11 protein-coding genes are annotated in these 14,526 nt (G+C 59.7%); 6 read left to right on the top strand and 5 right to left on the bottom strand.

The features are described 5' to 3' along the window. The first annotated feature begins 163 nt into the window (after positions 1-163). The 3 genes from nrdA to yfaE all read left to right on the top strand — a co-directional run bounded on the left by nrdA (position 164) and on the right by yfaE (position 3,935). On the top strand, positions 164-2,449 hold the full coding sequence (gene nrdA, locus ACLH1I_RS01305; RefSeq protein ID WP_004201691.1) for a class 1a ribonucleoside-diphosphate reductase subunit alpha: 2,286 nt from the start codon (positions 164-166) through the stop codon (positions 2,447-2,449). Positions 2,450-2,550: 101 nt separating this feature from the next. Then, complete coding sequence (gene nrdB, locus ACLH1I_RS01300; protein ID WP_004140835.1) at positions 2,551-3,681, top strand: class Ia ribonucleoside-diphosphate reductase subunit beta; 1,131 nt, start codon at positions 2,551-2,553, stop codon at positions 3,679-3,681. Beyond that, on the top strand, positions 3,681-3,935 hold the full coding sequence (yfaE, locus tag ACLH1I_RS01295; protein ID WP_004201692.1) for a class I ribonucleotide reductase maintenance protein YfaE: 255 nt from the start codon (positions 3,681-3,683) through the stop codon (positions 3,933-3,935). Before nrdB ends, yfaE begins: the two co-directional genes overlap by 1 nt. A gap of 463 nt (positions 3,936-4,398) precedes the next feature. Here yfaE and glpQ read toward each other — a convergent pair whose 3' ends face one another. Both glpQ and glpT read right to left on the bottom strand, forming a co-directional pair. Next, positions 4,399-5,469, bottom strand: a complete 1,071-nt coding sequence (gene glpQ / locus ACLH1I_RS01290; protein WP_198079937.1) for a glycerophosphodiester phosphodiesterase — start codon at positions 5,467-5,469, stop codon at positions 4,399-4,401. A gap of 9 nt (positions 5,470-5,478) precedes the next feature. Continuing rightward, complete coding sequence (glpT, locus tag ACLH1I_RS01285; protein ID WP_004201695.1) at positions 5,479-6,825, bottom strand: glycerol-3-phosphate transporter; 1,347 nt, start codon at positions 6,823-6,825, stop codon at positions 5,479-5,481. A gap of 272 nt (positions 6,826-7,097) precedes the next feature. On the opposite strand from glpT, the gene glpA reads away from it, so the two are divergent. The 3 genes from glpA to glpC are packed head-to-tail and all read left to right on the top strand — an operon-like array spanning position 7,098 to position 11,144. After that, positions 7,098-8,720 carry an anaerobic glycerol-3-phosphate dehydrogenase subunit A gene (gene glpA, locus ACLH1I_RS01280; RefSeq protein WP_053810123.1) on the top strand — a complete coding sequence of 541 codons (1,623 nt, stop codon included), beginning with the start codon at positions 7,098-7,100 and terminating at the stop codon, positions 8,718-8,720. Continuing rightward, positions 8,710-9,969, top strand: a complete 1,260-nt coding sequence (gene glpB / locus ACLH1I_RS01275; protein WP_048295233.1) for a glycerol-3-phosphate dehydrogenase subunit GlpB — start codon at positions 8,710-8,712, stop codon at positions 9,967-9,969. The genes glpA and glpB overlap by 11 nt, the downstream gene beginning before the upstream one ends. Beyond that, positions 9,966-11,144 carry an anaerobic glycerol-3-phosphate dehydrogenase subunit GlpC gene (gene glpC, locus ACLH1I_RS01270; protein WP_048295234.1) on the top strand — a complete coding sequence of 393 codons (1,179 nt, stop codon included), beginning with the start codon at positions 9,966-9,968 and terminating at the stop codon, positions 11,142-11,144. Before glpB ends, glpC begins: the two co-directional genes overlap by 4 nt. Before the next feature lie 21 nt (positions 11,145-11,165). Here the strand turns inward: glpC and yfaU are convergent, their stop codons facing one another. Genes yfaU through rhmD form a run of 3 tightly spaced genes read right to left on the bottom strand, consistent with a single transcriptional unit; the run spans position 11,166 to position 14,520 of the window. Continuing rightward, positions 11,166-11,969, bottom strand: coding sequence for a 2-keto-3-deoxy-L-rhamnonate aldolase (gene yfaU / locus ACLH1I_RS01265; protein WP_004201703.1), 804 nt, complete (start codon positions 11,967-11,969; stop codon positions 11,166-11,168). A 14-nt stretch (positions 11,970-11,983) separates the two neighbouring features. Beyond that, entirely contained in the window at positions 11,984-13,273 is a 1,290-nt protein-coding gene (locus ACLH1I_RS01260; protein ID WP_004201705.1) for an MFS transporter, read from the bottom strand. Between the two features lie 41 nt (positions 13,274-13,314). After that, on the bottom strand, positions 13,315-14,520 hold the full coding sequence (rhmD, locus tag ACLH1I_RS01255) for an L-rhamnonate dehydratase (protein WP_198079933.1): 1,206 nt from the start codon (positions 14,518-14,520) through the stop codon (positions 13,315-13,317). Positions 14,521-14,526 lie beyond the last annotated feature (6 nt).

Raw genomic sequence — 14,526 nt, 5'->3', positions numbered from 1 at the left:
AAATCAACCCTTGTACTCAAAAGATTCCTTACTAAAATACTCACCATATAGCGTTCCTTTTATCGACAACCCCCTACATATAGTATTTATCCACAGAGTTAGTCACAACGGCCTTCTGTGGATAAACGGGGGATATTTTCTTTCACGGACAGGTAAAATCCACATGAATCAGAGTCTGCTGGTGACAAAGCGCGACGGGACCACCGAGCGCATCAATCTCGACAAAATCCATCGCGTACTGGATTGGGCGGCAGAAGGACTGAATAACGTTTCGATTTCCCAGGTAGAGCTGCGCTCGCATATCCAGTTCTATGACGGCATTAAAACCGCGGACATCCACGAAACCATTATTAAAGCCGCTGCGGACCTGATCTCCCGCGAGGCGCCGGATTACCAGTACCTCGCCGCGCGTCTGGCGATCTTCCACTTGCGTAAAAAAGCCTTCGGCCAGTTTGAGCCGCCGGCGCTTTACGATCACGTGGTGAAGATGGTCGAGAAGGGTAAATACGATCATCATCTGCTGGAAGACTACACGGAAGAAGAGTTCCAGCAGATGGACGGTTTCCTCGACCACTGGCGCGACATGAACTTCTCCTATGCTGCCGTGAAGCAGCTGGAAGGCAAGTATCTGGTACAGAACCGCGTCACCGGCGAAATTTATGAGAGCGCGCAGTTCCTTTATATTCTGGTGGCTGCCTGCCTGTTCTCTAACTACCCGCGCGAAACGCGTCTGGACTACATCAAGCGTTTCTACGACGCGGTGTCGACCTTTAAAATCTCGCTGCCGACGCCGATCATGTCCGGTGTGCGTACCCCGACCCGTCAGTTCAGCTCCTGCGTGCTGATCGAGTGCGGCGACAGCCTGGATTCCATCAACGCCACCTCCAGCGCGATTGTGAAATACGTTTCCCAGCGCGCCGGCATCGGCATCAACGCCGGCCGCATTCGCGCGCTGGGCAGCCCGATCCGCGGCGGCGAAGCCTTCCACACCGGCTGCATTCCGTTCTACAAACATTTCCAGACTGCGGTGAAGTCCTGCTCGCAGGGCGGCGTTCGCGGCGGCGCGGCGACCCTCTTCTACCCAATGTGGCATCTGGAAGTGGAAAGCCTGTTGGTGCTGAAAAACAACCGCGGTACCGACGCCAACCGCGTTCGTCACATGGACTACGGGGTGCAGATCAATAAGCTGATGTACACCCGTCTGCTGAAGGGCGGCGACATTACCCTGTTCAGCCCTTCCGACGTCCCGGGCCTGTATGACGCCTTCTTCGCCGATCAGGACGAGTTTGAGCGCCTGTACACCCAGTACGAGCAGGACGACAGCATTCGCAAGCAGCGCATTAAAGCGGTTGAGCTGTTCTCGCTGATGATGCAGGAGCGCGCCTCCACCGGCCGCATCTACATCCAGAACGTCGACCACTGCAACACCCACAGCCCGTTCGATCCGGTGGTCGCCCCGGTGCGCCAGTCTAACCTGTGCCTGGAGATCGCTCTGCCGACTAAACCGCTGGAAGACGTCAACGACGAAAACGGCGAAATCGCGCTGTGCACCCTGTCGGCCTTCAACCTCGGGGCTATCGACAGCCTCGACGAGCTGGAAGAGCTGGCGGTGCTGGCGGTGCGTGCCCTGGACGCGCTGCTCGACTATCAGGATTACCCCATCCCGGCCGCCAAACGCGGCGCAATGGGCCGCCGTACGCTGGGCATCGGCGTGATCAACTTCGCTTACTATCTGGCCAAGCATGGCAAACGCTACTCCGACGGCAGCGCCAACAACCTGACCCACAAAACGTTCGAAGCGATTCAGTACTATCTGCTGAAGGCCTCCAACGAGCTGGCTATCGAACAGGGCGCCTGCCCGTGGTTCAACGAAACCACCTATGCGCAGGGTATCCTGCCGATCGATACCTACAAAAAAGACCTGGACGGCATCGTCAGCGAATCCCTGCACTACGACTGGGAAGCGCTTCGCGAGTCCATTAAAACCCACGGCCTGCGCAACTCTACGCTCTCCGCGCTGATGCCGTCCGAGACCTCGTCGCAGATCTCCAACGCCACCAATGGCATCGAGCCGCCGCGCGGTCACGTGAGTATCAAAGCCTCGAAGGATGGGATCCTGCGCCAGGTGGTGCCGGACTACGAAAACCTGCAGAACGCCTACGAGCTGCTGTGGGAAATGCCGAACAACGACGGCTACCTGCAGCTGGTGGGTATCATGCAGAAGTTTATCGACCAGTCGATCTCTGCGAATACCAACTACGATCCGACGCGCTTCCCTTCCGGAAAAGTGCCGATGCAGCAGTTGCTGAAAGACCTGCTCAACGCCTATAAATTCGGCGTCAAAACGCTGTACTATCACAACACCCGTGATGGCGCTGAAGACGCTCAGGATGACCTGGCCCCGTCCATTCAGGACGACGGCTGCGAAAGCGGCGCTTGTAAGATCTAAGGTATTTTTGCCGGGTGGCGCTACGCTTACCCGGCCTACGATTTTGTAGGCCCGGCCAACCCATTCCCGCCGGGCAATACAGTTCAACAGGACTCACTTCAATGGCATACACCACTTTTTCACAGACGAAAAACGATCAGCTGCTTGAGCCAATGTTTTTTGGCCAGCCGGTTAACGTGGCCCGCTACGATCAGCAAAAATACGACATCTTTGAAAAGCTGATTGAAAAGCAGCTCTCCTTCTTCTGGCGCCCGGAAGAGGTTGACGTTTCCCGCGATCGCATCGACTACCAGGCGCTGCCGGAACATGAAAAACACATTTTCATCAGCAACCTGAAGTACCAGACGCTGCTCGACTCCATCCAGGGCCGCAGCCCGAACGTCGCTCTGCTGCCGCTGATCTCCATCCCGGAGCTGGAGACCTGGGTAGAAACCTGGGCCTTCTCTGAGACCATTCACTCGCGCTCGTACACCCATATCATCCGCAACATCGTCAACGATCCGGCGACCGTGTTCGACGATATCGTCACCAACGAGCAGATCCAGAAACGTGCGGAAGGGATCTCTCACTATTATGATTCGCTTATCGAGATGACCAGCTACTGGCATCTGCTGGGCGAAGGCACCCATACCGTCAACGGCAAGACCGTGACCGTCAATCTGCGCGAGCTGAAAAAGAAACTCTATCTATGCCTGATGAGCGTCAACGCCCTGGAAGCGATCCGCTTCTACGTCAGCTTCGCCTGCTCCTTCGCCTTTGCCGAGCGCAAACTGATGGAAGGCAACGCCAAAATTATCCGCCTGATCGCCCGCGATGAAGCGCTGCACCTGACCGGCACTCAACATATGCTGAACCTGCTGCGCTCCGGCAGCGACGATCCGGAAATGGCGGAAATCGCCGAAGAGTGCAAACAGGAGTGCTATGATCTGTTCGTGCTGGCGGCCCAGCAGGAGAAAGAGTGGGCGGACTACCTGTTCCGCGACGGCTCGATGATTGGCCTGAACAAAGATATTCTCTGCCAGTACGTCGAGTACATCACCAATATCCGCATGCAGGCGGTGGGCCTTGATCTGCCGTTCCAGACCCGCTCCAACCCGATCCCGTGGATCAACACCTGGCTGGTCTCCGACAACGTTCAGGTGGCGCCGCAGGAAGTAGAGGTCAGCTCTTACCTGGTCGGCCAGATCGACTCTGAAGTCGATGCCGACGATCTGAGCAACTTCCAGCTGTAATGAAGCGGATCTTCTTGAAAATCTCTGACACTCGCCTTGAGTGTCAGGATGAACACCCTTCCCTGTTGGCTGCTCTTGAATCGCATAATATCGACGTCGAGTATCAATGCCGCGCAGGCTATTGCGGCTCCTGCCGCACCCGTCTGGTCTCCGGCCAGGTTGACTGGCTGACCGAGCCGCTGGCCTTTATCCAGCCGGGCGAGATTTTGCCCTGCTGCTGCCGGGCGAAAGGCGATATTGAGATCGAGATGTAGTCTTGTCAGGTGGCGCTACGCTTACCTGACCTACTGTTCCAGGACCGGCCGTTTACGCACTGCCGCCCTGGGCTGCTGAAACTGCCGGTGTTGACGGCCTCAAAATCGCTGAGACGTTCCCGGAAGGCCGTGGCAGCCCGCATGGATGCGGGCTGAGGGCCGTGTTTTGCATGGACGCTGCCTCGGCCCGATCCGAAGCCTGCAGGGATAAGTCGAAGGGACCGCGCAGCGGCGATTTTGCTGGCCGGAGCCCGGGGGTACAGGGGGAGGCGGCGACTGGCCTCCCCCTGTGCGCTCCCTGCGCTATGAAAGGCATAACGCAGAAGAAATATCGGGAGCACAATCTTCCAGGAAATATCATAGAACAAACGTTATTCCCGGGTCGAAATCGTTGCACGCCGAGAACCGTGTCAACAAAACCGCAGTTCGTACGCCGGGTAAGGCGCAACCGCCACCCGGCTTTTTAGCGTTTAGCGTCCAGGAACTGCACCGCTTTATCCGGGAAATCGGTAAACAAGCCGTCGACGCCCGCCTGGTTATACAGCAGGTCATAGAGCTGATTAACGTTAGTCGCGTACTCCGGCAACTGATCCGCGCGCACGGTGTACGGATGCACCTGCAGATGGCTGGCGTGCGCCTCTTTCACCATCGCCGTCAACTTCACCGCCCCCGGCTTTGAGCCTTCCGCCACCAGCATATGGTAATCCGGACCAATGCCGTCGGCGTACTGTGCAATCTGCGCCATAGCCCCCGGCTTGAACATCCAGTCATAGCTGTAGTTCACCCATTGGCCATCGGCCTGTTTCTGCTGGGTTTCATTCCAGTCGGTATAGGCGATGAGCTGCACCAGATTAAGATCCATGCTCATCTTCGGCTCCAGCTCATTTTTAATGCGCTTCAGCTCGTTGGCGTCAAAGCACTGCAGATAGACCTTATCCTGCTTGCTGGTGTAGCCATACTCTTTCAGCACTTTCAGGGTGCTGGCTGCAATATCTTTGCCTTCCTGATGGTGGAACCACGGCGCTTTGATTTCTGGGTAAATACCGATGTTTTTGCCGGTGGAATGGTTCAGCCCCTGGACAAACTCAATCTCCTCTTCAAAGGTATGAATGCGGAAATCGGATTTGCCCATCGGGAAACGCCCGGGGTAGGTTTGCACGTTCTTGCCATCTTTCGGCTCAAAGCCTTCGGTAAACTTCAGCGACTTAATCTCGGCCAGGGTAAAGTCGATGGCATAGAAACGGCCATCTTGACGCGCCCGCTGCGGGAAGCGCTGAGCGACGTCGGTCACCCGGTCGAGATAATGGTCGTGCAACACCACCAGCCGGTCGTCTTTAGTCATCACCAGGTCTTGCTCAAGGTAATCCGCCCCCTGCGCGTAGGCCATCGCTTTCGCCGGCAGGGTATGCTCAGGCAGATAACCGCTGGCGCCCCGGTGGGCGATAACCATTTTTTCTGCCGCGACGACACTGGAGCACAGTGCCGAACCGACCAACATCATGCTGCTCATTAACGCGGTGAGTTTCATGTTCATCGCCGCTCCTTAGGCTTGTTTCAGCTGTTGATGATGACGGCGTTCACCGAGCATCACGATAACCAGCAGGACGACCGCCAGCACACTGCCGCCGATCATTACCATAAAGCCGCCGTCCCAGCCGAAGAAATCGACGGTGTAGCCGACGATGGCGCTCGCGGCCACGGAGCCGCCGAGATAACCGAACAGACCGGTGAAGCCTGCCGCGGTACCGGCAGCTTTCTTCGGCGCCAGCTCCAGCGCATGCAGACCAATCAGCATCACCGGGCCGTAGATCAGGAAGCCGATAATAATCATACAGGCCATATCCACGCCCGGGTTACCCGCCGGGTTCAGCCAGTACACGATGGTAGCGATGGTCACCAGGGTCATAAAGAACACGCCGGTGGCGCCGCGGTTGCCTTTAAACACCTTATCCGACATCCAGCCGCACAGCAGGGTGCCCGGGATCCCCGCGTACTCGTACAGGAAGTAGGCCCAGGAGGATTTATCCAGCGCGAAGTGCTTCACCTCTTTCAGGTAGGTCGGCGACCAGTCGAGAATGCCGTAGCGCAGCAGATAAACGAAGACGTTGGCGACCGCGATGTACCACAGCAGCTTGTTCGGCAGAATGTACTGCATAAAGATCTGCTTCGCCGTCAGCTCTTGTTCATGCTCTTCGCTGTAATCGTCCGGGTAGTCATTTTTATATTCTTCGATTGGCGGCAGGCCGCAGGATTGCGGAGTATCGCGCATCATCGCAAAGGCGAAAATCGCCAGCAGGATAGCGGCGAACGCCGGCATATAGAGCGCCGCGTGCCAGTCGTTAAACCAGGCCATACCCAACAGGAACAACAGCGGCGGGATCCCGCCGCCGACGTTATGCGCGCAGTTCCACACTGAAACAATTCCGCCACGCTCTTTCTGCGACCACCAGTGGACCATGGTACGGCCGCACGGCGGCCAGCCCATCCCCTGGAACCAGCCGCAGAGGAACAGCAGCACGAACATGATCATGATGCTCGAGGTGGCCCACGGTACGAAGCCCATCACCAGCATCACCAGCGCGGCGAGGATCAGCCCCGCCGGCAGGAAAATGCGTGGATTCGAACGGTCAGAGACCGATCCCATGATGAATTTCGAAAATCCGTAGGCAATGGAGATGCCGGAAAGGGCGAAACCGAGGTCGCCGCGGGAGAAACCCTGCTCGATAAGATAGGGCATCGCCAGGGCAAAGTTCTTACGAACCAGATAGTAAGCGGCATAACCAAAGAAGATGCCGATAAAAATCTGCCAGCGTAACCGACGATAGAGCGGGTCGATCTCCGCGGCTGGCAAACGCGCTTTATGCGCGGCGGGTTTAAAAATACTTAACATATCAGCCTCCGTGGCCCTTGCTGTTTTTTACTGACGTCACGACAACAATCCCAGATTAATCACTAACTTCGAATCTGGCCGCGATGGTAGGCGATACGTAGAGCTGATACTGTGAAACATCGCACAATTTGTTACAGAAATATGACAAAAGGTTCCAATGTGAGCACGAAATCACATAACACGCTCAAATAACGCGCGAATATGCTCGAAATCAAACAATAACCTTATAGACTGTGGCTAAATGGTGTTAAACGAAAGCAAAGGAGCTGAAGATGACGGGACGTCTGGATAGCGAGGTCATAATCATCGGCGGCGGAGCAACCGGCGCCGGTATCGCCCGCGATTGCGCCCGGCGCGGATTACGCACACTGCTCATTGAGCGTCATGATATCGCCACCGGGGCCACCGGCCGTAATCATGGGCTGTTGCACAGCGGCGCCCGCTATGCGGTGACTGACAACGAATCCGCCCGCGAATGCATCAGTGAGAACCGCATCCTGCGCCGCATCGCCCGTCACTGTATCGAACCTGCCGGCGGTCTGTTCATAACCCTGCCTGAAGACGATCTGGCATATCAGCAGACCTTTATCGCCGCCTGCCAGCAGGCTGGCATAGAGGCCACGCCGCTCTCTGCGCAGGAGGCGCTGCGCCGCGAGCCCGCCGTCAACCCGGCGCTGCTGGGGGCGGTGCAGGTTCCGGACGGCACCATTGACCCGTTTCGCCTCACCGCGGCCAATATGCTCGACGCCCGCGAACACGGCGCGCAGATCCTCACCGGCTGCGAAGTCACTGGCCTGCTGCGCCAGGGCGATCGCGTCTGCGGCGTCCAGGTGTACGACCGTCAGCTTCACCAGACCCGCACGCTGCACGCCGGGGTAGTGGTTAATGCCGCCGGGATCTGGGGGCAGCGCATTGCGGAATATGCCGACCTGCGCATCACCATGTTCCCGGCGAAGGGATCGCTGTTGATCCTCGACCACCGGATTAACAACCTGGTGATCAACCGCTGCCGTAAGCCGGCCGATGCCGATATTCTGGTGCCCGGGGATACCATCTCGCTGATCGGCACCACCTCGATGCATATTCCTTATGACGAAATTGACGACAACCGGGTCACGACCGCGGAAGTTGATACCCTGCTGCGCGAAGGCGAAAAGCTGGCGCCGGTCATGGGCCGCACCCGGATCCTCCGCGCCTACTCCGGCGTCCGCCCGCTGGTGGCCAGCGACAACGATCCCAGCGGACGCAGCGTCAGCCGCGGCATCGTCCTGCTCGACCATGCTCAGCGTGACGGCATGGAAGGCTTCATTACCATCACCGGCGGCAAGCTGATGACCTATCGCCTGATGGCCGAGTGGGCCACCGACGCCGTCTGTCGTAAGCTGGGAAACACTATCCCCTGTACCACGGCCGAGAGCCCGCTGCCCGGCTCACAGGAGCCGACGGAAAGCACCCTGCGAAAAATTATCTCCCTGCCTGGCCCGCTGCGCGGCTCTGCCGTCTACCGCCATGGCGATCGCACTCCGGCCTGGCTTGGCGACAGCCGCCAGCACCGTAGCCTGGTCTGCGAATGCGAAGCCGTCACCGCTGGTGAAGTGAAATACGCGGTGGAAAATCTGGCGGTCAACACCCTGCTCGACCTGCGCCGCCGTACCCGGATTGGCATGGGGACCTGCCAGGGGGAACTCTGCGCCTGCCGCGCCGCCGGGCTGCTGCAGCGCTTTAACGTCACCACCCCCGCGCAGTCGTTGGCCCAGCTGTCGGCGTTTCTCAATGAACGCTGGAAGGGCGTGCAGCCCATCGCCTGGGGCGACGCGCTGCGCGAAAGCGAATTCACCCGCTGGGTCTACCTCGGCCTGTGCGGACTGCCACAGGAGCATCAGGATGAAATTTGACTGCGCGATTATCGGCGGCGGACTGGCCGGTCTGCTGTGCGGCCTGACGCTGAATCAGTCCGGCCTGCGCAGCGTTATCATCAGCCGCGGGCAAAGCGCGCTGCATTTTTCCTCCGCGTCGTTAGATCTGCTCTCGGCGCTGCCGAACGGCGATAACGTCACTGACCTCGCGCAAGGTCTGCAGCAGCTCGCTGAACTGCTTCCTGAGCACCCTTATTCCCGGCTCGGTGCCGGGGCGGTGCTCGAATACGCTAAACAGACTGAAGCCCTGCTGACCACCTGCGGGGCGGTGATGCAGGGCGACGCGCACCACCCGCACCGGCGAGTAACGCCGCTGGGGACGCTGCGCGCGGCGTGGCTATCGCCGCAGGAGGTTCCTGTCGCGCCACTCCCCCGACAAGGGGTCTGCCTGGTGGGGATCAGCGGCTTTGCCGATTTTCAGCCGCATCTCGCCGCCGCCGCGCTCGGGCAAACCGGCGTTACCGCCGTGGCGGCGGAAATCGAGTTACCGCTGCTGGATGTGTTGCGTGACAACCCCACCGAATTTCGCGCCGCCAATATCGCCCGCCTCCTCGACGATGAAAACCACTGGCCTGCCCTGCACGCGGCGCTGCTGCCCCTGGCGCAGCAGCATGAGCTGCTGATCATGCCCGCCTGCTTTGGTCTCGCCGACGATCGCCTGTACCACTGGCTGCAGGCGCGCCTGCCCTGCCCGCTGCGTCTGCTGCCGACGCTGCCGCCTTCGGTTCCCGGGATGCGCCTGCACAGTCTGCTGCAGCGGCAGTTTATTCGCGGCGGCGGCACCTGGCTTGCCGGCGATGAAGTGGTGAACATCAGCCATCGACAGGGCGCCGTCGAGGCCGTCTGGACGCGAAATCACGGCGATATTGCGCTGCGTCCGCGTTTTACCGTGCTGGCCAGCGGCAGCTTTTTCAGTAACGGTCTTGTCGCCACGCGGGAGAGCGTGCGCGAACCCATTCTTGGTCTCGATCTGCAACAGACCCTGCCGCGCGACGACTGGTACCAGCGGGACTTCTTTGCCTCCCAGCCGTGGCAGCGCTTCGGGGTGAAAACCGATGCCCTGCTGCGTCCCCTGCTGGGCGGGCAGCCGTTCAGCAATCTGTTCGCCATCGGTTCACTGCTCGGCGGGTTCGATGCCATTCAGCTCGGCTGCGGCGGCGGGGTCTGTGCCGTCACCGCGCTGCACGCCGCCAGACAGATCCACGCTCTTGCCGGAGGCCGGCCATGAACGATACCCGTTTTGAAAGCTGCATTAAGTGCACGGTCTGTACCACCACCTGTCCGGTTAGCCGGGTCAATCCGCGTTATCCCGGGCCGAAACAGGCGGGGCCGGATGGCGAACGCCTCCGCCTGAAGGATGGCGCGCTTTACGATGAGGCGCTCAAGTACTGCATCAACTGCAAGCGCTGTGAGGTGGCCTGCCCGTCGGATGTGAAAATTGGCGATATCATTCAACGCGCCCGGGCACAGTACGGCCAGCAAAAGCCGACCCTGCGCGACGCCATCCTCAGCCATACCGACCTGATGGGCACCCTTTCCACCCCCTTTGCCCCACTGGTTAATGCCACCACCGGCTTAAAACCGGTACGCCGCCTGCTCGACGCAGCGCTCCATATCGATCATCGCCGCACGCTGCCGAAATATGGCTTCGGTACCTTCCGCCGCGCTTACCGCCAGCTCGCGGCCCACCAGACGCAGTACCCTGAGCAGGTGGCCTTCTTTCATGGTTGCTACGTCAACTATAACCACCCGCAGCTGGGCAAGGACCTGATTCGCGTCGTCAATGCGCTGGGCACCGGCGTGCAGTTGTTATCAAGGGAAAAATGCTGCGGCGTGCCGCTGATCGCCAACGGCTTTTTTGACAAAGCACGTAAGCAGGCGCTGAGCAACGTCGCCGCGATGCGGGAAAACGCGCTGCCGATCATTGCCACCTCTTCGACCTGCACCTTTACCCTGCGCGATGAATACCCTCACCTCCTGGATGTTGACAACAGCGACCTCCGCGACCGAGTGGAACTGGCCACTCGCTGGATCTGGAAACAACTGGATAGTGGCAAAACGCTGCCGCTGCGCCGGCTGCCGCTGAAGGTGGTCTATCACACCCCGTGCCATATGGAGAAAATGGGCTGGTCGCTGTATACCCTCGAACTGCTGCGGCTGATCCCCGGCCTGCAGCTGGAGGTGCTGGATTCCCAGTGCTGCGGCATCGCCGGCACCTACGGGTTTAAGACTGAGAATTACGCGGTATCCCAGGCTATCGGCGCCCCGCTGTTCCGTCAGATTGAGGAGAGCGGAGCCGACATCGTCGTCACCGACTGCGAGACCTGCAAATGGCAGATAGAAATGTCCACCAGCAAACGCTGCGAACATCCGCTAGCGGTGCTGGCGCAGGCGCTCGCCTGAGTCCGGCGCCAGCCTGCGCCGTCAATAGCTCGCTTTCCCCTGCGGCTGAGCGCTGGCGGATTTAAACATCGCCAGCCGGCGGTCCAGCGCCTCGGTGTAGAGCATGGTATCGACCCCGACGGCGACGAAATTGGCCCCCCAGGCGAGACATTTTTCCGCCATCGCCGGGTCGACCGCCAGAAATCCGGCCGCTTTTCCCGCCGCGCGAATGCGCCGGATGCTCTGCTCAATCACCCGCTGCACGTCAGGATGGCCGGCATCGTCCGGGTGCCCCAGCGAAGCGGAGAGATCCGCCGGACCGATAAACACCCCGTCAATGCCCTCCACCTCGAGGATAGCGTCCAGATTTTCCAGCGCGGTTCGGCTCTCTACCTGAATCAGCAGACAGAGCTCGTCATTCGCCTCCGCCATATAATTCTCCACTCTGCCCCAGCGTGCCGCCCGGGCCACGCCGGCGCCCACGCCGCGGCTACCGACGGGAGGATAACGGGTTGCCGAGACGACTTCCCGCGCCTGCTCGGCGGTATCGACCATCGGCACCAGCAACGTTCTGGCGCCAATATCCAGCACCTGTTTTATCAGGCTGCGGCTGCCCTCCACCGGTCGGATCACCGGCTGACTGGCATAGGGAGCGATGGCCTGGAGCTGATGATAAAGGTCCTGAATGGTGTTCGGGGCATGCTCGCCGTCGATCAGCAGCCAGTCATATCCTGAGGTGGCGGCAATCTCCGCCATATAGGAGGAGGTCGAGCTCAGCCACAGGCCAATTTGCGTCTCACCGCGTAATAATCCACGTTTGAAGGGGTTAGATAATAGTGCGTTCATAGCGATTCCTTTAATCAATGCTGTACGCTGCCGCGCTGAGGAACCGCGCGGGTGAGGCTTAATGAGAAGATGATGATCACCCCGACGATGGCCACGCCGGCCAGGGTTAACAGTCCGGCGGCGCTGCTGGCGAACAGCGTTTCGGCCTGCACGCGAACGATTGGCGCCAGAAAGCCGCCGATGGCGCCAAACAGGTTAACGAAGCCAATCCCGGCGGCCAGCGCCGTGCCGGAGAGCAGCTGCGTCGGCATCGTCCAGAAGACCGGCTGCACGGCAATCACCCCAACCGCCGCCACGCACAGCGCGATGATAGCCAGCACCGGCGCCACCAGCCCGGAAACCGCAATCCCGACCGCTGCCGCCAGCAGCGTCAGCGCGGCAATATTGCGCCGCTCGCCGGTGCGATCGGAGTAGCGAGGGATAAGCCAGGTGCCGAACAGTGCCGCCACCCATGGGATAGCCGTCACCACCGACGCAATGAAGCCGACTTTGGTGCCCAACAGCGCGGCGACCTGAGTAGGCAGGAAGAAAATCAGGCCATAGACCGCCACCTGAATGGTCATGTAAATCAGCGCCAGCTGCCAGACCCGCCCGTTACGCAGCGCATCGGACAGGCGCGAGGTGACCTTTTTCTCCTCCTCTCGCGCCAGCTCGCCGATCAGCGCCTGTTTCTCCGCAGCGCTCAGGAAGCGGGCATGCTGCGGCGAATCGTCCAGCCAGAAGAAGGTGAACGCTCCCGCGGCGACAGCAAGCAGGCCTTCAATCACAAACATCCAGAACCAGCCGGGATGGCCCATAAACCCATGCATCTCCAGCAGTGCGCCGGATAAAGGCGAACCGAGCGTCAGCGCCAGCGGCGCCCCCATATAAAAAAGCCCCATAATGCTGGCGCGGTTTTGCTGGGGAAACCACTGTGAAGTGAGGTAGATCATGCCGGGGAAGAAGCCCGCCTCCGCCGCGCCCAGCAGGGTGCGTACCAGCAGGAATTTCGCTTCCGTATCCGCCCACGCCATCGCCGCCGACAGCACGCCCCACAGCAGCGTGGTGCAGCCGATCCATTTTCTGGCGCCGAATTTGCGCATCAGCAGGTTGGCAGGTACCCCGAGAAAGGCATAGACCACAAAGAAAATCCCCGCCCCCAGCGCATAGGCTTCGTTGCTGAGGCCCGTATCCAGCTGGTAGGTCTCTTTGGCGAAACCGATATTCGAACGGTCAAGAAACGCCAGCACGTACAGCGCCAGCATAAAGGGGATTAAGCGGGCGCGGTTTTTCTTCACCACGCTCTCCAGCAGTGTGTTGCTCATCATAATATCCTCAGGCGTGGGCCGCCGGGCGGCCCGGGGGATCAGTGTTGATAAGGACGTTTCAGGTTGCAGTCGCGATTGAGTTCGACGCCAAAACCGGGTTTATCCAGTACCGATTTATGAATGCGCCCCCTCTCAGGCACCGGCTCGCCGAGCAGGATCGGGTCGAACTGCGGACGCAGCGTGGCGCAGTCCGGACTGGTCATCAGAAACTCGCTGAACGGCGTGTTGGTGAAGGTGATCACCGCATGATGTGAGTACACCGACGAGCCGTGCGGCACCACCAGCTGCCCGCGCGCTTTAGCAATAGCCGCTATCTCCACCAGCGTGGTTAAGCCGCCGCACCAGCCGACGTCGGGCTGCATAATATCAATCCCGGTCTCCGACAGGGTGCGGAAGGACTGCAGGGTGCCGTGGTGCTCGCCGCTGGTCACCATCATCCCGGCGGGCGCCTGGCGCTTCAGCTCGCGATAGCCTTCATACTGCTGCGGCGGCAGGCACTCCTCGATCCACTTGAGGTTGTAAGGGGCGCAGGCATGGGCAAGTTTGGTGGCATAGTTAACGTCCTGGCTCATCCAGCAGTCCAGCATTAACCAGAAATCCGGGCCGCATTTTTCGCGCATGTCCGCCACCATGGCGACGTCTTTGCGGATCCCGGCGTCGCCATCGTGCGGCCCCCAATGGGTGGGCATTTTGCCGCCGATAAAGCCCATCTCCTGCGCCAGATCCGGACGAGCGCCGGTAGCATAGAACTGGATTTCGTCACGCACCGCTCCGTCCAGCAGTTTGTAGACCGGCAGGCCAACCACTTTCCCGAACAGATCCCACAGCGCGAGGTCGACACAGGAGATAGTGTTCATCACCAGACCGCCGGATCCTGCGTAGTAGAGGGTGGCGTTGAGCATCTGGTCATGGATCAGTTTGATATCGCTGACGCATTTGCCTTCGATAAAGCGGTTGAGATGTTTTTCGACGATAAAGCAGCCCATCTCTCCGGCCGTCGACACGGCAAAGCCGGTCTGCCCGTTGTCAGCCTCCACTTCCACAATCAGCGTGCCCAGCACGTTGATGCCAAACGACTGGCGGGACTGCTCATACTGTTTATATTTGCTCATCGGGGTAGCGATATGATCGTCAATCCAGTGGTTAGCCCCCTGATCGTGGTAATCGCCGCCGCCGGCGCCCTGCTCTGCCGTGGCGCCGCCGGTAAACCAGGCACGGACATGTTTAATTTTCGGTAGGGTCATGGTGTT

Source organism: Klebsiella sp. 1SOBk10mer, from assembly GCF_046602535.1.
GTDB classification, from domain to species: domain Bacteria; phylum Pseudomonadota; class Gammaproteobacteria; order Enterobacterales; family Enterobacteriaceae; genus Klebsiella; species Klebsiella quasipneumoniae.
The sequence above is the reverse complement of the archived record's forward strand: the minus strand, read 5'-3'. Positions and strand labels throughout refer to the sequence as shown.